The following is a 17,136-nucleotide window of genomic DNA, read 5'->3' on the forward strand; positions in this document are numbered from 1 at the left end:
CAGTCTGCCCGTTTCAGGCGACCGGTGGGGGAGGCTCCGCTGCGCCCGTCATGATCGCCACCGCTTCGGTCATCGTGTGCGACTGCGGCGTGATCACCGTGGCGCGGCGGCCGAGCCGCTGGATGTGGATCCGGTCGGCCAGCTCGAACACGTGCGGCATGTTGTGGCTGATGAGGATCACCGGCAGGCCGCGGTCGCGGACGTCGCGGATGAGCTGCAGCACCCGGTTGCCCTCCTTGACCCCCAGCGCCGCCGTCGGCTCGTCGAGGATCACGACCTTGCTGCCGAACGCCGCGGACCGCGCGACGGCCACGCCCTGCCGCTGCCCGCCGGACAGGCTCTCCACGGCCTGCCCGATGTTCTGCAGCGTCGTGATGCCGAGCTCGGACATGTGCCGCTTCGCTTCCGACCGCATGTGCTTGCGGTCGAGCATCCGGAACACCGAACCGAGGATCCCCGGCTTTCGCTCCTCGCGGCCGAGGAACAGGTTGTCGGCGATGTCGAGCCCCGGCGCGACGGCGAGGGTCTGGTAGACGGTCTCGATGCCGGCGCGCCGGGCGTCCATCGGGCTGCGGAAGTGCACCGGCTCGCCGTCCAGCAGGATCTCACCGGCGTCCGGGATGAGCGCCCCGCACAGCGCCTTGATCAGGCTGGTCTTGCCGGCGCCGTTGTCGCCGATGATCGCGAGGATCTCGCCGGGGTAGAGCTCGAGGTCGCTGCCCGCGATCGCCGTGACCGGCCCGTACCGCTTGACGAGCCCGCGCGCCTGCAGCACCGGCTGCTGGTCGGTGCCGGGGGACGGGAAGCCGGCGGAGCTTGCGGAGCCGGCGGGGTGGGCAGGAGGAGTCATGCGCGGACCTTCCTGATCCACTGGTCGATGGAGACGGCGACGAGCGTCAGCAGGCCGATCGCGAAGCCCTGCCACACGACGTCGACGCCGCCGAGCTGCAGCCCGTTCTGGAACACGCCGACGATGAGCGCGCCGACCAGGGTGCCGACCACCAAGCCGCGGCCGCCGAACAGGCTGGTGCCGCCGAGCACGACGGCGGTGATCGAGTTGAGGTTGTACTCGATGCCGACGTTCGGGCTGGCCGACGCGAGCCTGCCGATCAGAACCCACGCGCCGATCGCGTAGACCAGCCCGGCCACCGTGTACACCGAGAAGAGCACCCGGCCGGTGTTGATACCGGCGAGCCGCGCCGCCTCGATGTCGTCGCCGGTGGCGTAGACGTGCCGGCCCCATGCGGTGTAGCCCAGCGCGTAGTAGAAGAACGCGAAGAGCAGCAGCATGATGATCGACCCGTAGGTGAGCCGGAAGTCGCCGATGGGGAAGGCGGTGCCGGTCCACGTCATGATCGACGGCATGTCCGTGCCGCGGACGGTCTCGCTGCGCGACACCACCGAGTTGAGCGAGAAGAAGATCGAGAGCGTCCCCAGCGTGACGATGAACGGCGGGAGCGCGATCCGCGTCACCAGGAAGCCGTTGAAGGCCCCCATCGCGGTGCCGCACACGATCCCGGCAAGCAGGGCGGGCACGCCGGGCAGGCCGAGATCCGTGGCCAGGTTGGCCATGATGATCGAGGAGAATACGGCGATCGCGCCGACGGACAGGTCGATACCGGCGGTGAGGATCACCAGCGTCTGACCGAGCGCGAGCACCGCGATGACCGTGACCTGCTGCATCACCAGCCCGAGGTTGGCCGCCGTGAGGAAGCGGTCGCTCACGAACGAGAACGCGATGATCGCGAGCAGGAGCACGGCCAGCGGGCCGAGGATCGGCCGGGCGTGCAGGACGTGCTGGAGTCGCTGCAGCGGCGTCTCGGCCCGCCGATCCTCGAACCCGTGGGGCTGTGGCCCGGCCGCCGTGGCGACCGGGCCCTGGGTCTCTTCCGTCATCCGATCAGCCCCAGCAGTTCTCGAGACCGAACGCGGTGTCCTGCGACTCGACGCCGGGCTGCGGCTCGTCGGTGATCAGTGTGACGCCGGTGTCGACGAAGTCCTTGCCCGCGGTGGCCTGCGGCTTGGTGCCGTCCTTGGCGAACGCGGAGAGCGCCTCGACACCCTGCGCCGCCATCTTCAGCGGGTACTGCTGCGAGGTGGCCCCGATGATTCCGGCCTTGACGTTCTCGACGCCCGGGCAGCCGCCGTCGACGGAGACGATCTCGATGTCGTTCTCGCGGCCGGCGGCCTTGATCGCCTCGTACGCGCCTGCGGCCGCCGGCTCGTTGATCGTGTAGACGAGGTTGATCGACGGGTCCTTCTGCAGCAGGTTCTCCATCGCCGTGCGGCCGCCCTCCTCGGCGCCGTCGGTGACGTCGTGACCGACGATGCGCGGGTCGGACTCGTCGCCGATCTGGGTGGGGTCGCCCACCTCGATCCCGAAGCCCTGCAGGAAGCCCTGGTCGCGCTGGACGTCGACGGTCGGTCGGTTGGGGGAGAGGTCGAGCATCGCGATCTTGGCCTGCTTGCCCTCGGCCTCGAACTTCGACTTCGCCCACTGGCCGATGAGCAGGCCGGCCTGGAAGTTGTCGGTGGCGAACGTGGCGTCCGCGGCGTCCGGCGGCTCGGTCTGGGTGTCGAGCGCGATCACCATCAGGCCCGCCTGTCGCGCTCGGTCGAGCGTGGGCACGATCGCTGCCGAATCGCTGGGCGTGATCATGAAGCCGGTCGCGCCCGCGGAGATCAGGGTCTCGATGGCCTGCACCTGCGACTCGTTGTCACCGTCCTGGCGGCCCGCGAAGCTCTGCAGTTCGACGCCTGCCGAGTCGGCCGCCTGCTGGGCGCCCTCGCGCATCTTGACGAAGAACGGGTTGGTGTCGGTCTTGGTGATGAGGCCGACGATCGGCGTGTCGCCGCCGCCTCCTCCGCCACCCGGCTCGGATCCGCCACCGCACGCGGTGAGCGTGAGGGCCGCCACGGCCCCGATGGCGAGCGAGGTGGCCCGCCTGCGGGCCGTCCTTGCGTGGTTCATCGCACGACCTCTCGTCAGCATCGACGTGGAGACAACGTTGTCCGAACTCTGGTCCCCATCGCCCCCGGTCCACAAGCCCGCATCGTGGATCTCTTCGTAACGAAGGAATAACGTTGACAACGATGTCAAAGCGCGGGGACCATGCTGGCAGGCGTGCAGAGCGTCCCGGCGCGGCGCCGTCGCCCGACCATGCGTGACGTCGCCCAGCTCGCCGACGTCAGCCTCAAGACCGTGTCGCGCGTGGTCAACGACGAGCCGGGCGTCTCGGTCGAGCTCGCCGTCCGGGTGCAGCGGGCGATCGACGAGCTGGGCTTCCACCCGCACCCGGGCGCCCGCCTCCTGCGCACCGACGGCCGGACGTCGGCGATCGCCCTGCTGCTCGAGGACGTCGCCAACCCGTACTCGGCCGCGGTGCACCGGGCCGTCGAGAACGAGGCGCGGGAGCGCGGTGTCGTCGTGTTCTCCGCCAGCATCGACGAGGACCCGGCGCGGGAGCGTGCGCTGGCCCGCGAGTTCGGCGCGCGGCGGGTCGACGGGCTGGTGCTCGCCCCGGCGGGCGACGACCAGTCCTACCTCACGGACGAGCTCCCCACCGGCACCCCGGTCGTCTGTGTGGACCGGGAGGCACGCAACCTCGCCGTCGACTCGGTGATCACCACGAACGGGCTCGGCGCCGCGGAGGGCGTTCGGCATCTCGCCGCTGTGGGGCACCGGCGCATCGCGTTCCTCGGCGACCGGCGCTCGATCCGCACCGCCGACCAGCGCTTCGCGGGCTACCGCGACGCCCTCGCTTCGCTCGGTCTGCCCCTCGACCCCGGCCTCGTGGTGCACGACCTGCGCGAATCGGCCGATGCCGACGGTGCCGTCACCGCCCTGCTGGCCCGGCCCGATCCCCCCACCGCCCTGTTCACCGCGCAGAACCTGATCACGATCGGGGCGGTTCGGGCCCTGCGCAGGCTGGGCGCGGAGTGGTCCGTCGCGCTCGTCGGGTTCGACGACGTCCCGCTCGGCGACCTGCTCTCGCCGGGCATCACCGTGGTGGCCCAGGACCCGGCCGCGATCGGGCGGACCGCGGCGGCCCTGCTGTTCGCCCGCATCGGCGGCGACACCGGCCCACCGGGCGTCCGCCTGGTCCCGACGACGCTGATCCGGAGGGGCTCGGGCGAACTCCCACCCCGCTGATCCCGACGAACGGCGCGTTCGTCGGTACCTATCCGACGAACGCGCCGTTCGTCGGAATGGGGCGGGCTTCACGCTGGCGTTTCCGTCGGCGGCAAGGTTTAGCGTCGTTCCTGTGCGGATCGGTGAGCTGGGCCGCCGTGCCGGGGTGAGCCCCCGGACGCTGCGGCACTACGAGGAGCTCGGCCTGCTCGCGGCGCGGCGCCGGGCCAACGGCTACCGCGACTACGACGAGCGCGACCTGCGGGTCGTCGCCGAGATCCGGTCGCTGGTCGACCTCGGGTTCGCGCTCGAGGAGACGCGCCCGTTCGTCGAGTGCCTGCGTGCAGGCAACCCGACGGGGGCGAGCTGCCCGGACTCGCGCGCCGTGCAGCGCCGGAAGCTCACCGAGGTCGACGAGTGGCTGGCCCGGCTGCACGCCGTGCGCCGCGAGCTCGTGGCCCAGCTCGGTGAACCGCCCGTCCCACGCTGTTCTTTCTCGGAGGAGAGCTGATGATCGCCACGGTGTCCGACGACACGTTCGATGAGCTCGTGCTGCGCACCGAGCTGCCGGTGCTGGTGGACTTCACCGCCGACTGGTGCCCGCCGTGCAAGATGATCAAGCCGGTGCTCGCCGAGCTGGCCGACGAGCTGGCGGGCCGCCTGGTCGTCGCCGAGCTCGACGTCGACGCCAACCCGCGCACCGCGCAGGCCGCGGGCGTGCTCGGGATGCCCACGCTCAACCTCTACGTGCGCGGGCAGGTGGTCACACAGGTCGTCGGCGCGCGCCCGAAGGCGGCCCTCATGCGGGCGATCGCAGAGCACCTTCCGCTGCCGGTGGCCTGACGGCCAGCACCTCGGCCGCAAGCTCGGTGGTCGGCCTGCGGCCGTCCAGCACTCGGACGTCCGGCGGCAGCAGTGCCCTGGCGGCGGCGCAGCGCTCGATCTGGGCGATGCCCCAGTTCGTCACGCTCGCCTCCCGCTGCGGGTCGCTCGGGGCGTGGACACGGACGCTGAGGCGGCGGGCCAGCTCGTCGGCGGGGACGTCCAGGTAGACGCGCTGGAGCGGGATCCCCCGACCGCGCACCGCGGTGAAGATCTCCTCGGCGTATGCGGCCTCCACTGCCGACCGAGAACTTCCAGGACCTGCCGCTGTGGCGCACGCAGTCCGCTGCCGTGGCGATCGCACTCGTCGAGGCGTAGGGGCGCCCGCTCCTCGTGCCGATGACGCTGGTCCGGCAACCAACCCGGTCGCACCACCGCGAACGGCTGGTTAGCGTGCCGGCCGTGGATGTGCCGGCGGTGGTGCGGGCGAAGGCTGTGCAGGCGGGCGAGGCCGGCTGGCTCGCCGGACTGCCGGAGCTGGTGGCCGGGCTGGAGCGGGACTGGGGGATCACGGTCGGCCGGGCGTACCGGGACCCGACCGAGGCGTACGTGGCCGAGGCCGAGCTCGCCGACGGCACGCCCGCGGTGCTGAAGCTGCTCGTCCCGCGCCCCGGCCAGGCAGCGGACGAGATCACCGTGCTGCGTCTCGCGGACGGGGCCGGGTGCGTGCGGCTGCTCGCCTCGGACGCCGGCCGGAACGCGCTGCTGCTGGACCGGCTCGGCCCGTCGCTGTACGAGCTGGGCGTGCCGATCGGGCGGCGGTTGGAGATCATGTGCCGGCTGGCCTCCGAGCTGTGGCGCCCGGCCCCGGACGCCGGCCTGCGCACGGGCGCGGAGAAGGGCCGGTGGCTGGTCGAGCACATCCTCCGCATGTGGACCGACCTCGGCGGGCCGTGCTCCCGCGCCACCGTCGACCACGCACTGAACTGCGCGGACCGGCGGATCGCCGCCCACTCGCCCGAGCGGGCCGTGCTCGTGCACGGCGACGTTCACCAGTGGAACACCCTGCAGACCCGCGACGGCGGCTTCGCCCTCGTCGACCCGGACGGCCTGCTGGCCGAGCCGGAGTACGACATGGGCGTCCTGATGCGCGAGGACCCCGTCGAGCTGATGGCGGGCGACCCGCGCGGGCGCGCCCGGTGGCTCGCCGCGCGGACCGGCTGCGACCCGGTGGCGATCTGGGAGTGGGGCGTGGTCGAGCGGGTCTCGACGGGCCTGCTCGCGGTGGCCGTCGGCCTGCAGCCGGTCGGTGGGCAGATGCTCGCGGCGGCGGACGCGATCGCGCGCATGTGAGCTGCCGCGGGGTCGTCCCGGAGGAGCGTGACCGGAGCGCCACCCGCTGTGGTGTGACCGATTCGCCTGGTCGGGCGGTTGAGATGATCTCGAACACCTGTTCGACTTGAGGGCGTGGGCTGGAACAACCCGGACGTCCCGTGGCACGAGCTGGAGGCCGCGCTGTCGGGGCGCGCGTGGAACGGCGGGAGCCTCGCAGGCGGGCCGGAGGCCGACGGCGGCGACATCCCGGCGTGGTCGCGCAAGCGGGAGCCGTACGTGGCCCCGCCGCTCGATGAGCCCGGCGAGCGCGTGCCGTACGCGGAGCTGCACTGCCACTCCAACTTCAGCTTCCTCGACGGTGCGAGCCACCCGGAGGAGCTGGTCGAGGAGGCCGCGCGGCTGGGGCTGGACGCGATCGCGCTCACCGACCACGACGGCATGTACGGCGTGGTCCGGTTCGCCGAGGCGGCCGCTGAGCTGGGCGTTCGCACGGTCTTCGGCACCGAGCTCTCCCTCGGGCTCACGGCACCGCAGAACGGGGTGGCCGACCCGGAGGGCAGCCACCTGCTGCTGCTCGCCCGCGGGCCCGAGGGCTACCGCGGGCTCTGCCGCACGATCAGCGCGGCCCAGCTGCGCGGGGAGGAGAAGGGCCGCCCGGTCTACGACTTCGAGGAGGTGGTGGCCGACACCGCGGGTCAGGTCCTCGTGCTCACCGGCTGCCGCAAGGGCGGCGTGCAGCAGGCGTTGCGCGCGGGCGGGCGCGACGCCGCGGGCAAGGAGCTGCGCAGGCTCGTCGAACGGTTCGGGGCCGACCACGTGGCCGTCGAGCTCACCTACGCAGGGTTGCCCACCGACACCGAGCTGAACGACGTGCTCGCCGAGCTCGCCCACGACGCCGGGCTGCCCACGGTGGCCACCACGGCGGCCCACTACGCCACCGCACGCAGGTTCCCGCTGGCCACGGCCCTTGCCGCGGTGCGTGCCCGGCGCAGCCTTGACGAGGCCGACGGCTGGCTCCCGCCCGCGGGCACCGCCCACCTGCGCTCGGGCGCGGAGATGGCGGCCCGGTTCGACGCCCGCTACCCGGGCGCGGTCGCGCGTGCCGCGGAGATCGGCACGGCGTGCGCGTTCCCGATCCGCCTCGTCGCGCCGGACCTGCCGCCCTTCGACGTCCCACCGGGACACGACGAGGCGAGCTGGCTGTGGGAGCTGATCCAGCGCGGGATGACCGTCCGCTACGGCAGCCACGCCGAGCATCCCGAGGCCATCGAGACGATCCGGCGCGAGTTCGAGATCATCAAGAAGAAGAACTTCCCCGGCTACTTCCTGATCGTCCACGACATCGTCGAGTTCTGCCGCAAGGTCGACATCCTCTGCCAGGGCCGTGGCTCGGCCGCCAACTCGGCCGTCTGCTACGCGCTGGGCATCACCAACGTCGACGCGGTGGCGATGGGGCTGCTCTTCGAGCGCTTCCTCTCCCCGGCCCGCGAGGGCTACCCCGACATCGATCTCGACATCGAGTCCGGCCGCCGCGAGGAGGTCATCCAGTACGTCTACGCCAAGTACGGGCGCGGGTGCGCCGCCCAGGTGGCCAACGTGATCACCTACCGGCCGCGCTCGGCCGTCCGCGACATGGCGAAGGCGTTCGGGTTCTCACCGGGCCAGCAGGACGCGTGGAGCAAGCAGATCGAACGCTGGGGCGGCCCGGTCGCCGACGTGCCCGTCGAGATACCCGACCAGGTGGTCGAGCTGGCCAACGAGCTGCTCGGCTTCCCGCGCCACCTCGGCATCCACTCCGGCGGCATGGTCATCTGCGACCGGCCGGTCTCGGAGGTGGTGCCCGTCGAGTGGGCGCGCATGCCCGGCCGCACCGTCGTGCAGTGGGACAAGGACGACTGCGCGTACGCGGGCCTGGTCAAGTTCGACCTGCTCGGGCTCGGCATGCTCACCGCACTGCACCTGATGCTCGACCTCGTCGAGGAGCACCACGGGAAGAGGATCCAGCTGCACGAGCTGCAGCCCACCGACCCGGACGTCTACGCGATGCTCGCGCGCGCCGACTCGGTCGGGGTGTTCCAGGTGGAGTCGCGCGCGCAGATGGCCACGCTGCCCCGGCTCAAGCCGCGGGTGTTCTACGACCTGGTCGTGGAGGTGGCGCTCATCCGGCCCGGCCCGATCCAGGGCGGCTCGGTGCACCCCTACATCCGCAGGCGCAACAAGCTGGAGGAGTGGGAGCACGACCACCCGCTGCTCAAGGGTGCGCTGGAGAAGACCCTGGGCGTCCCGCTGTTCCAGGAGCAGCTCATGCAGATCGCGGTGGACGTCGCCGGGTTCTCCGCCGCCGACGCCGACGAGCTGCGCCGCGCGATGGGCGCCAAGCGCTCGGAGGAGAAGATGGAGCGGCTGCGCGACCGCTTCTTCGCCGGCATGGCGGCCAACGGGATCACCGGCGAGGTGGCCGACGGGATCTTCCACAAGATGATCGCGTTCGCCAACTTCGGTTTCCCGGAGAGCCACGCGATCAGCTTCGCGTCGCTCGTCTACTACAGCGCCTGGTTCAAGCTCTACTACCCGGCCGCGTTCTGCGCCGCGTTGCTCAACTCCCAGCCGATGGGCTTCTACTCACCCCAGTCGCTCGTCGCCGACGCGCGCCGGCACGGGGTGCTCACCCGCGGAGCCGACGTCAACCTCGGCCGGGCCGAGGCGATCCTGCAACCCGACCCGCTCTCCACCGGCGGGCAGGCCATCCGGCTCGGGCTCGCCGAGGTCAGGGGAATCGGCCTCGAGCTGGCCGAGCAGATCGACGCCGAGCGCGACCGGGGCGGGCCGTACCGCGACCTCGCCGACCTCGCCCGCCGCGTCCGGCTCACCGTGCCGCAGGCGGAGGCACTGGCCACCGCGGGCGCGTTCGGCAGCTTCGGCATCGACCGCCGCTCGGCGCTGTGGGCGGCCGGGGTGGTCGCGGCGGTGCGGCCCGAGCAGCTGCCCGGCACCGCCGTCGGGCTGGAGGCGCCCGCCCTGCCCGGGCTCACCGACGTCGAGCTCACCGCGGCCGACGTGTGGGCCACCGGCGTCTCGCCCGGCGCCCACCCCATGCAGCACCTGCGCGAACGGCTCGACGGCCTCGGCGCCGTCCGGATCGAAGCGCTCGAGGGCATCGGCCGCGCCGTCCCGGCCGGCGACCCGGAACACGGGATGCCGCGGGTGCTGGTCGGCGGGCTCGTCACCCACCGGCAGCGGCCCGCCACCGCCCGCGGCGTCACGTTCCTGAACCTGGAGGACGAGAGCGGCATGCTCAACGTCACCTGCTCGGAGGGGCTGTGGGCGCGCTACCGCACGGTGGCGCTGAGCAGCTCCGCGCTGCTCGTGCGCGGACGGCTGGAGCGCAGCCCGGAGGGCGTGCTCAACCTGGTGGCCGACCGGTTGCAGAAGCTGGCGCTCACGGTGCCGGTGAAGTCGCGCGACTTCCGCTGACGCCCCGGGTCGGCAGGAGCGCGTCGATCAGCTGGTCCACCGCGTCGGTCAGCGCAGCCGCGTCCAGCCACGAGCCGGAGCTGACGGCGTGCAGCGCGAGCCCGTCGACGGCCGCGAGCGCGATGCGCGCCTTCCGGCGTAGCTCCTCCGGGGTGTCGTCACCCCGGCCGGCCAGTGCGAGTGCCTCGGCGATCGACTCGCTGACCTCGGCGAGGATTCCGGCCTGGACGGCAGCCAGCGACGGCGATGTGGCGGCGCGTGCCGCGAATGCCACCTGGACACGGACCTCGGTGGTCCGCTCCTCGTCCAGCGGCAGCAGCTCGCGCAGCACGGTCGTCAGGTTGCGGCGGACGTCGGGGCCGAGTGCGAGGTTCGAGACCCGCGCGCGGATGCGCCGCACGACCTCGCCGAACGCGGCGTCCAGCATGGCGTCCTTGGTGGGGAAGTAGTGCTGGACGGTCCCGATCGCGACGCCGGCCGCGGCTGCCACCTGCCGGACGCTCACGCGCTCGAGGCCGTGCCGGGCGGTGATGTCCAGGAGCGCGTCGGTGAGGACGTCCTTCGTGGGGCGGATTGACACGGGAGCCACACCTGGAATCATACGACCGTATGAGACCATACGATCGTATGAGAGTGCCACGTGGGCTCGTGGTGGCGACCGCGGCGGCGACCGCGTTGGTGTGGGGGCTGTACGCGCTCGACCCGTCCGCATGGCCGGGGCTGACCGGCGCGATCGCGCAGACCGCGCTGTTGCTGGCAAACCTGGCGGTGACGACGAGGAGCCCGCGAACGAAGATCCTGATCGTGCGGGCGGTCCAGCGACGCGTCGTGAACCCGCTGGTCCGGCTGCTGTTCCGGGTCGGGATCAACCCGCTGGGTCTCGCGATCCTGGAGACGCGGGGTCGGGTGAGCGGTCAGCCGCGCACGACGCCGGTCGGCAACGGACGTGTCGGCGACGAGTTCTGGATCATCGCCGAGCACGGGCTGCAGGCCGGGTACGTCCGCAACATCGAGCACGACCCGCGCGTGCGGATCCGGCTGCGCGTCGGATGGCGCTACCGCTGGGTTTCCGGAGTCGCCGAGATCCGTCCGCACGACGATGCGCTGGCGCGGCAGCGGGCGATCATCCGCTGGCACCCCCTGCGGATCCTCAATGCGATGAACGTCCGGGTGCTCGGTGCCGAGCTGCTCGTGGTGCGCGTCCGGCTGCACGCCGTTGACGGGTCTCGCCCCGGCGCGACGCCGGTCCTGCCGGACCACCGCGCGCTGCGCCGTCCCGTTCCCGAACCTGGAGGACGAGAGCGGCATGCTCAACGTCACCTGCTCGGAGGGGCTGTGGGCGCGCTATCGCACGGTGGCGGTGAGCAGTCGTCCACCGCTGTCGTGACGGCGATGAGGAACCGGTACGAGGGATCATGACCCGGCAGCGACACCCGAGCGAGGCAGCCGGACGTGCAGGGCGGTCGCGCCCGGGCGGGAGTCGATCGTGATGGTCCCGCCGTGGCGCTCCACGACGATGCGCCGCGCGATGTCGAGGCCGAGGCCCGTGCCCTTGCCGACGTCCTTGGTCGAGAAGAACGCGTCGAACGCGCGCTCCGCCACCTGGGGCGACATCCCCGGCCCGGTGTCGGCGATCGACACCGCCACGGCGTCGCCGTCGGCGCGCACCGTCAGCCGGAGCGTTCCCGCGCCGTCCATCGCGTCGAGCGCGTTGTCGATCAGGTTGGTCCAGACCTGGTTCAGCTCGCTCGCGTAGGCGTCGATCGGCCGCACGTCGGACCCGTAGTCGCGGACGACCGTGACACCGCCGCCGATCCGGTCACCGAGCATCGCGAGTGTGCTGTCGAGTCCACTCGTCACGTCGACGCGCTGCAGCGACGCGCGGTCCATCTGGGAGTAGGACCTTCACGGTCGCGACCAGCTCGGAGATCCGGGCGGTCGACTCCTTGAGCTCGGCGAGCAGCGCGGTGGCCGACAGCGTGCTCGCCACCCACTCCAGGCCGGGCCCGAGGGCCGGTCCGCCGATCACGGCGGCCGCCCGCTCGCACCAGGCGATGTCGGCGCCCGCCGCGGCCAGCGCCGGGGCGAGGAGCCACTCCCGCTCGACACCGTGGTCGGCGAGCCAGTCCTCGATGTCGCCTTCGAGGTCGGACACGGTGAGCGGGTCCGAGGTGGCCGAGCGGGAGCCGAGCTCGCCGCGAAGGGCGTCCAGCGCGGCGAACTGCCGGGCGGAGAGCTCGCCGCCGGCGAGCAGGACCTGCGACGACACCAGGGTCCGGTACGTCGCATCGAGCTCGTCGATCGCCCTGGTGGCGGCCGCGGCCGGGTTGTTGATCTGATGGGCGATACCCGCGGCGAGCGTGCCCAGCGCCACCAGCGACTGGTGCTGGCGCGCGGTCGACTCGATCGAGCGCGCCGTGCGGTAGAGACCGCTGATCAGGTGGCTGCCGAAGGGGAACCAGGCCCTCGCCAGCTCAGCCAGCGCCGCGGCGGGCACCCGGAGCACCCGCCCGGCGACCTGTCCGCGACCGGTCGCGAGGTAGACGCCGCCCTCGTCCCAGGCGCGGAACCCGCCCGCCCACCTGCCCGGCACGTCCATCCGGCCGACCACCGTCTCCTCGCGGCCGGCGCGACGGCTCAGCTCGATCGCGCCGTCCACCAGCGCCCACCAGGCGTCCGCCGGCTCGCCCTCGTGGAACAGCTCGACACCGGGTTCGATCCGGACGACCGTGCCGGCCGCGATCAGCTGCGCGATCTGGTCGTCGGACAGGTCGCCGAACAGCGGCAGCGAGCGGAGGTCCTCGACGCGCAGCACAGGACACAGTAGACACCCCGCGCCCGACGTCGCCGCTCGCGGCAGCCCGGCCCAGCCCTGACGAGCAGAGGACTGGCAGGCTGCCCGGGTGGACCTGTCCGACGACGCCGAATACACCGACCTCGACATGTCCGAGGTGCGGGCGGGAGAGGCTCCGTGGCGGCGCCGCCGGTTCGTGCGCTGCCGTTTCGAGGAGGCGGACCTGCGCGGGCTGGTCACCGAGGCGTGCACGTTCGACGAGTGCGACTTCACCGGCGTTGACCTCGGCGATTCGGTTCACCAGGGCGGCGCGTTCCGCACCTGCCGGATCGTGCGGGCCACCCTCGGAGGCGCGACGTTCCGCGGCTGCTCGCTGCTGGGCACGTCGCTGATCGACTCCCGGCTGCGCCCGATCACCTTCACCGACTGCGACCTCACCCTCGCCGCCCTCGGCCGCTCCGACCTGCGTGACACGGACCTGTCGGGGTTGCGGTTGCGGGAGGCGAACCTGGTGGAGGCCGACCTCCGGGGTACCGACCTGCAGGGCGCCGACCTCACCGGAGCCCGCCTGCTGCGCGCCCGGCTGGAGGGCGCCGACCTGCGCGGAGCCCGGATCGATGCGAACGGCCTGGTGCAGGCGCGGTTGGCGGGCGCCTCGGTGGACGTCGAGCAGGCCATCGCGTTCGCGTCGGCCCATGGCCTCCGCGTCGCCTGACGTACCGTGTCTCGGCACACCGGACGATGAACGGCAGCCGCACGGCTGGGAGGATGGCCACGTGACGGCGACGGTGATGGATGGGAAGGCCACCCTGCAGGAGCTGCTCGGCGAGCTGGCGGGGCGGGTCGAGAAGCTGCAGGCGAACGGCGTGACGCCGGGCCTGGGCACGCTCCTCGTCGGCGACGACCCGGGCTCGCACTCGTACGTGCGGGGCAAGCACCGCGACTGCGCCAAGGTCGGGATCACCTCGATCCAGCGGGAGCTGCCCGCCGATGCGTCCCAGGCCGACGTCGAGCGGGCCGTCGACGAGCTGAACGCCGACCCGGCCTGCACCGGGTTCATCGTCCAGCTGCCGCTCCCGAAGGGGCTCGACGCCGGGGCCGCGCTGGGGCGCATCGACCCGATGAAGGACGCCGACGGGCTCGCCCCGGTGAGCCTCGGGCGGCTGGTGCTCGGCGAGCCGGGGCCGCTGCCGTGCACGCCGCGCGGGATCGTCGAGCTCTGCCGCCGCTACGGCGTGGACCTGAACGGCGCGCGCGTCACCGTGGTCGGCCGCGGGGTCACGGTCGGGCGGCCGCTCGGGCTGCTGCTCACCCGCCGCTCGGAGAACGCCACCGTGACGCTCTGCCACACCGGCACGAAGGACCTCGCCGCGGAGGTGCGCCGGGCGGACGTCGTGGTCGCCGCGGCCGGTGTCCAGGGGCTGATCACCGCCGACATGGTGCGGCCGGGGGCCACGGTCCTGGACGTCGGCGTCACGCGCACCGAGGCCGGACTGGTCGGGGACGTCGCACCCGAGGTGGCGGAGGTGGCCGGGCTGCTGGCGCCGATGCCGGGTGGGGTCGGGCCGATGACGCGGGCGATGCTGTTGACCAACGTGGTCGAGGCAGCCGAACGGAGCTTGTCGGAGTGAGCATCGACGCCGAACGGAGCTTGTCGGAGTGAGCATCGACGCCGAACGGAGCTTGTCGAAGTGAGCATCAATGCAGTACGGGCGGTTGGCGAGCGGTCGTGACCGCGCTCCGCTCTCGCCTGCCGGTGCACGCGCCGATGACGTTCGTGCTGCTCATCGCGGCTGCGGGCATGGTCAGGACGCTCACGCAGCACTGGCGTGAGGGAGCGGTGCTGCTCGGCGGTGCGCTGATCGTGGCGGCGATCCTGCGGTTGTTGCTGCCGACGGAACGGGTCGGGTTGCTCGCGATCCGCAGCCGCCCGATCGACGTGCTCTGCTACGGCGGCCTCGGCACGGTGATCTCCGTGTTGGCCATGACGATCACCGCGAGCCTGCTGAACGGCGGGTGAGGATGTCCCGGCGACGGCTGCGCCCGCTGCGTCCCGACGAGCTCGACCCCGACCAGCGCGCCGTGTACGACGCGCTCGCCGATCCGCCCGGCCGGGTGGGGCTGGATGCCGACGGGAGCCTGCGCGGCCCGTTCGACGCGATGCTGCGGGCCCCGCGGTCGGGTGCTGCCCTGCAGTCGGTGGGCGCGGCGCTGCGGTACGGCAGCGTGCTGCCCGAGCGGGTCCGCGAGCTCGCGACGCTCCAGGTGGCGGCGCACCACCGGTCGGACTTCGAGTGGTTCGCGCACGCGCCGCTCGCAACCGCTGCCGGGCTGCCCGCGGCGCTGGTGGATGCGGTCCGGACCGGCGGGCCGGTCGAGCCGGACGACCCGGCGGAGCGCGCGGCGTCCGTCGCGGTCACGCAGCTGCTCGCGACGGGCGACGTCGACGACGACGCCTGGGCGGGCGTCGTCGGCGCGCTCGGTGAGGCCGGCGCGGTCGAGCTCACGACGCTCGTCGGCTACTACTCGCTCCTCGCGATGCAGATGCGCGTGCTGCGCGTGCCGCTCCCGCCGGACGCTCCGGCGGTCGGTTGGGACGGACCGCGCGGCATCATCGGGGAATGACCGACCGCTCGGAACGGATCGTCGACACCCTGGTCGAGGCCTTTGCCGACCTCATGACGGCCGATCCGGCAGCATTTCGGACAAAATTCCGCAAAATGGCTGCCGATCCGTTCGCGTTCTACCGCGGGAGTGCGTGCCTGTTCTACGCGGACGTCGCCGAGCGGGACGACCCGTGGGCCGACGAGCGGACGAGCCGGATCTGGATCCAGGGCGACCTGCACGCGGAGAACTTCGGCACCTACATGGACGGCGACGGTGTGCTGATCTTCGACGTGAACGACTTCGACGAGGCGTACGTCGGGCACTTCACCTGGGACATCACCCGGTTCGCCGCCAGCATGGCGTTGCTGGGCTGGCGCAAGGCGATCTCGGACGCCGACATCTCCCGCCTCGTCGAGCGGTACGTGCGGGCGTATCTCGACCGGGTGCGGTGGTTCGTCGACCAGGCCGACGACCGCAGCTTCTCGTTGCGGCTCGACACCACCGAAGGCGCCATCCACCAGGTGTTGCAGCTGGCGAAGCTGCGCACGCGGGTCGGCCTGCTCGATGCCGTCACCGAGACGGAGGGGTTCGACCGCGTGCTGCGAGAGGTGCCGGGCCTGCGGCGGCTCGAGGAGGCCGAGCGAGCGGCGGCGACGGAGGCGTTCGAGCGCTACCTCGACTCGATCCCGCAGGCGAAACGGTTCCGCGGGGTGACCTACCGGGTCAAGGACGTGGCCGGGCGCTCCGGCTTCGGTATCGGCAGCGCCGGGCTCCCGGCGTACACCGTGCTGATCGAGGGCTACAACCAGGCGCTGGACAACGACGTGGTGCTGTCGATGAAGCAGGGCAACGTCGCCGCCCCGTCGCGGGTGGTGACCGATCCCGCGATCGCGGGCGCCTTCCGCCACCACGGCCACCGCACGGCGGTGTCGCAGCGGGCGCTGCAGGCCCACGCCGACCCGCTGCTGGGCTGGACCGACCTCGACGGCGTCGGTTTCGTGGTGAGCGAGGTGTCGCCGTACGAGGCGGACCTGGACTGGTCGGAGCTCACGGAGCCGGCCGAGATCGCCCCCGTGGTGGACTACCTGGGCCGGGCCACGGCGAAGGTGCACTGCGTGGCCGACTCCGACGCCGACCACTCCCTCGTGCCGTTCCAGACCGAGGAAGCGATCGCCCAGGTCGTCGCCGGGCGGGAGGACGAGTTCGTGGCGTGGGTGGTGGAGTTCGCCCACGACTACGCGGCGCAGGTGCGGGAGGACCACGCCCTCTTCGTCGAGGCGTTCCGGCACGGCCGCGTCCCGGGCGTGTCCGCTTCCGCCGGAGCGTGAATCAGAGCGCGAACGGCGGCTCGAGACCGTCGAACATCGGGAAGTGCGTGACGTTGACCGTGGCGAGCTCGCACCCGTGCACCTCGGCGCACGCCGCGATCAGGTAATCGGCCGTGCCGATCGCGGCGTGCGATCGGCGGAACTTCCGGCGGAACTCGCCTGCCCGCGACGCGACGGACGGGTCGATCGGCATCGGCTGGAGGGAGCCGAGGAGCCGGGTGACCTCGAGGCGCTCGCCCGATCGCATCCCGCCCGCGATCTCGGCGATCGACACGACGCTGACGGCCAGCGGCCCGGTGCGGCGCCGGGCGTCGACGAGCCAGTCGCGGGCGACCTCCACGCCGCGCAGGTGTGCGATCAGCACGTCGGAGTCGACGAGGATCACGAGGTGGCGATCCGCTCCAGGTGGGCACCGCGTTCGCCGTCGGTGCGATCGAGCTCGATCTCCACGTCGGTGAGCAGGCCGAACGACATGTCGATCGCCGCCAGGTCGGCACCGAGTCGGTCCGAGTCGCTGTGCAGCAACCGGTCGAGCAGCTGCCGGATCAGTTCGGCACGCGACACCCCTTCCGCACGAGCGCGCCGGTCGAGCTGCGCGACCTGCTCGTCCGTGAGGTAGATGTTCGTGCGGTGCATACACCGCA

Annotated in this window: 20 protein-coding genes; 11 read left to right on the forward strand and 9 right to left on the reverse strand. The window is 72.3% G+C overall.

What is annotated here, in order from left to right:
• Positions 1–13 precede the first annotated feature (13 nt).
• Genes FHX44_RS21525 through FHX44_RS21535 form a run of 3 tightly spaced genes read right to left on the reverse strand, consistent with a single transcriptional unit; the run spans position 14 to position 2,971 of the window.
• On the reverse strand, positions 14–850 hold the full coding sequence (locus tag FHX44_RS21525) for an ATP-binding cassette domain-containing protein (RefSeq protein WP_147257443.1): 837 nt from the start codon (positions 848–850) through the stop codon (positions 14–16).
• On the reverse strand, positions 847–1,896 hold the full coding sequence (locus FHX44_RS21530; protein ID WP_147257444.1) for an ABC transporter permease: 1,050 nt from the start codon (positions 1,894–1,896) through the stop codon (positions 847–849). The genes FHX44_RS21525 and FHX44_RS21530 overlap by 4 nt, the downstream gene beginning before the upstream one ends.
• Before the next feature lie 4 nt (positions 1,897–1,900).
• Positions 1,901–2,971 (reverse strand): sugar ABC transporter substrate-binding protein, encoded by a 1,071-nt coding sequence (locus FHX44_RS21535; RefSeq protein ID WP_147257445.1) that lies wholly within the window; start codon positions 2,969–2,971, stop codon positions 1,901–1,903.
• A gap of 153 nt (positions 2,972–3,124) precedes the next feature.
• Between FHX44_RS21535 and FHX44_RS21540 the strand changes: the two genes are divergently transcribed.
• The 3 genes from FHX44_RS21540 (at position 3,125) to trxA (ending at position 4,975) form a co-directional block, all read left to right on the forward strand.
• Positions 3,125–4,153, forward strand: a complete 1,029-nt coding sequence (locus tag FHX44_RS21540; RefSeq protein WP_246170503.1) for a LacI family DNA-binding transcriptional regulator — start codon at positions 3,125–3,127, stop codon at positions 4,151–4,153.
• Positions 4,154–4,265: 112 nt separating this feature from the next.
• Positions 4,266–4,643, forward strand: a complete 378-nt coding sequence (locus tag FHX44_RS21545; protein WP_147257447.1) for a MerR family transcriptional regulator — start codon at positions 4,266–4,268, stop codon at positions 4,641–4,643.
• Positions 4,643–4,975 (forward strand): thioredoxin, encoded by a 333-nt coding sequence (gene trxA / locus FHX44_RS21550; RefSeq protein ID WP_147257448.1) that lies wholly within the window; start codon positions 4,643–4,645, stop codon positions 4,973–4,975. The genes FHX44_RS21545 and trxA overlap by 1 nt, the downstream gene beginning before the upstream one ends.
• Here the strand turns inward: trxA and FHX44_RS21555 are convergent.
• Positions 4,932–5,252 (reverse strand): hypothetical protein, encoded by a 321-nt coding sequence (locus FHX44_RS21555; RefSeq protein ID WP_147257449.1) that lies wholly within the window; start codon positions 5,250–5,252, stop codon positions 4,932–4,934. The two genes, trxA and FHX44_RS21555, sit on opposite strands and share 44 nt — an antisense overlap.
• A gap of 164 nt (positions 5,253–5,416) precedes the next feature.
• Here FHX44_RS21555 and FHX44_RS21560 point away from each other — a divergent pair, with 164 nt between their 5' ends.
• Positions 5,417–6,307, forward strand: a complete 891-nt coding sequence (locus FHX44_RS21560) for an aminoglycoside phosphotransferase family protein (RefSeq protein ID WP_212612580.1) — start codon at positions 5,417–5,419, stop codon at positions 6,305–6,307.
• A 114-nt stretch (positions 6,308–6,421) separates the two neighbouring features.
• On the forward strand, positions 6,422–9,763 hold the full coding sequence (locus FHX44_RS21565; RefSeq protein ID WP_147257451.1) for an error-prone DNA polymerase: 3,342 nt from the start codon (positions 6,422–6,424) through the stop codon (positions 9,761–9,763).
• On the opposite strand, the gene FHX44_RS21570 is transcribed toward FHX44_RS21565, so the two are convergent.
• Positions 9,729–10,352 carry a TetR/AcrR family transcriptional regulator gene (locus tag FHX44_RS21570; protein ID WP_170308983.1) on the reverse strand — a complete coding sequence of 208 codons (624 nt, stop codon included), beginning with the start codon at positions 10,350–10,352 and terminating at the stop codon, positions 9,729–9,731. The genes FHX44_RS21565 and FHX44_RS21570 overlap by 35 nt on opposite strands.
• 38 nt (positions 10,353–10,390) lie before the next feature.
• Between FHX44_RS21570 and FHX44_RS21575 the strand changes: the two genes are divergently transcribed.
• On the forward strand, positions 10,391–11,182 hold the full coding sequence (locus tag FHX44_RS21575) for a nitroreductase/quinone reductase family protein (protein WP_147257453.1): 792 nt from the start codon (positions 10,391–10,393) through the stop codon (positions 11,180–11,182).
• Here FHX44_RS21575 and FHX44_RS42840 read toward each other — a convergent pair.
• Both FHX44_RS42840 and FHX44_RS21580 read right to left on the reverse strand, forming a co-directional pair.
• Positions 11,177–11,623: a sensor histidine kinase gene (locus FHX44_RS42840; protein ID WP_212612581.1), complete on the reverse strand. Its 447-nt coding sequence runs from the start codon at positions 11,621–11,623 to the stop codon at positions 11,177–11,179. The genes FHX44_RS21575 and FHX44_RS42840 overlap by 6 nt on opposite strands.
• Positions 11,583–12,578, reverse strand: a complete 996-nt coding sequence (locus FHX44_RS21580; protein ID WP_212612582.1) for a cyclic nucleotide-binding domain-containing protein — start codon at positions 12,576–12,578, stop codon at positions 11,583–11,585. Before FHX44_RS21580 ends, FHX44_RS42840 begins: the two co-directional genes overlap by 41 nt.
• Positions 12,579–12,705: 127 nt before the next feature.
• On the opposite strand from FHX44_RS21580, the gene FHX44_RS21585 reads away from it, so the two are divergent.
• The 5 genes from FHX44_RS21585 (at position 12,706) to FHX44_RS21605 (ending at position 16,492) form a co-directional block, all read left to right on the forward strand.
• The gene (locus FHX44_RS21585) at positions 12,706–13,272 is read left to right on the forward strand and encodes a pentapeptide repeat-containing protein (RefSeq protein WP_147261353.1); all 567 of its coding nucleotides are present in this window, start codon (positions 12,706–12,708) and stop codon (positions 13,270–13,272) included.
• A gap of 61 nt (positions 13,273–13,333) precedes the next feature.
• Positions 13,334–14,188 carry a bifunctional methylenetetrahydrofolate dehydrogenase/methenyltetrahydrofolate cyclohydrolase gene (locus FHX44_RS21590; protein WP_147257454.1) on the forward strand — a complete coding sequence of 285 codons (855 nt, stop codon included), beginning with the start codon at positions 13,334–13,336 and terminating at the stop codon, positions 14,186–14,188.
• A 98-nt stretch (positions 14,189–14,286) separates the two neighbouring features.
• A complete protein-coding gene (locus FHX44_RS21595) occupies positions 14,287–14,577 on the forward strand; it encodes a DUF3017 domain-containing protein (protein ID WP_425469146.1) in 291 nt (96 codons plus the stop codon).
• A gap of 2 nt (positions 14,578–14,579) precedes the next feature.
• A complete protein-coding gene (locus tag FHX44_RS21600; RefSeq protein WP_147257455.1) occupies positions 14,580–15,182 on the forward strand; it encodes a carboxymuconolactone decarboxylase family protein in 603 nt (200 codons plus the stop codon).
• Positions 15,179–16,492 (forward strand): DUF2252 domain-containing protein, encoded by a 1,314-nt coding sequence (locus FHX44_RS21605; protein WP_147257456.1) that lies wholly within the window; start codon positions 15,179–15,181, stop codon positions 16,490–16,492. The genes FHX44_RS21600 and FHX44_RS21605 overlap by 4 nt, the downstream gene beginning before the upstream one ends.
• Position 16,493: 1 nt before the next feature.
• On the opposite strand, the gene FHX44_RS21610 is transcribed toward FHX44_RS21605, so the two are convergent.
• Together FHX44_RS21610 and FHX44_RS21615 are read right to left on the reverse strand one after the other, a co-directional pair.
• On the reverse strand, positions 16,494–16,877 hold the full coding sequence (locus FHX44_RS21610) for a type II toxin-antitoxin system VapC family toxin (RefSeq protein ID WP_147257457.1): 384 nt from the start codon (positions 16,875–16,877) through the stop codon (positions 16,494–16,496).
• Positions 16,874–17,128 carry a ribbon-helix-helix domain-containing protein gene (locus tag FHX44_RS21615; protein ID WP_147257458.1) on the reverse strand — a complete coding sequence of 85 codons (255 nt, stop codon included), beginning with the start codon at positions 17,126–17,128 and terminating at the stop codon, positions 16,874–16,876. Before FHX44_RS21615 ends, FHX44_RS21610 begins: the two co-directional genes overlap by 4 nt.
• Positions 17,129–17,136: the final 8 nt, after the last annotated feature.

Origin of the sequence: Pseudonocardia hierapolitana, from assembly GCF_007994075.1 — a bacterium.
GTDB lineage: Bacteria > Actinomycetota > Actinomycetes > Mycobacteriales > Pseudonocardiaceae > Pseudonocardia > Pseudonocardia hierapolitana.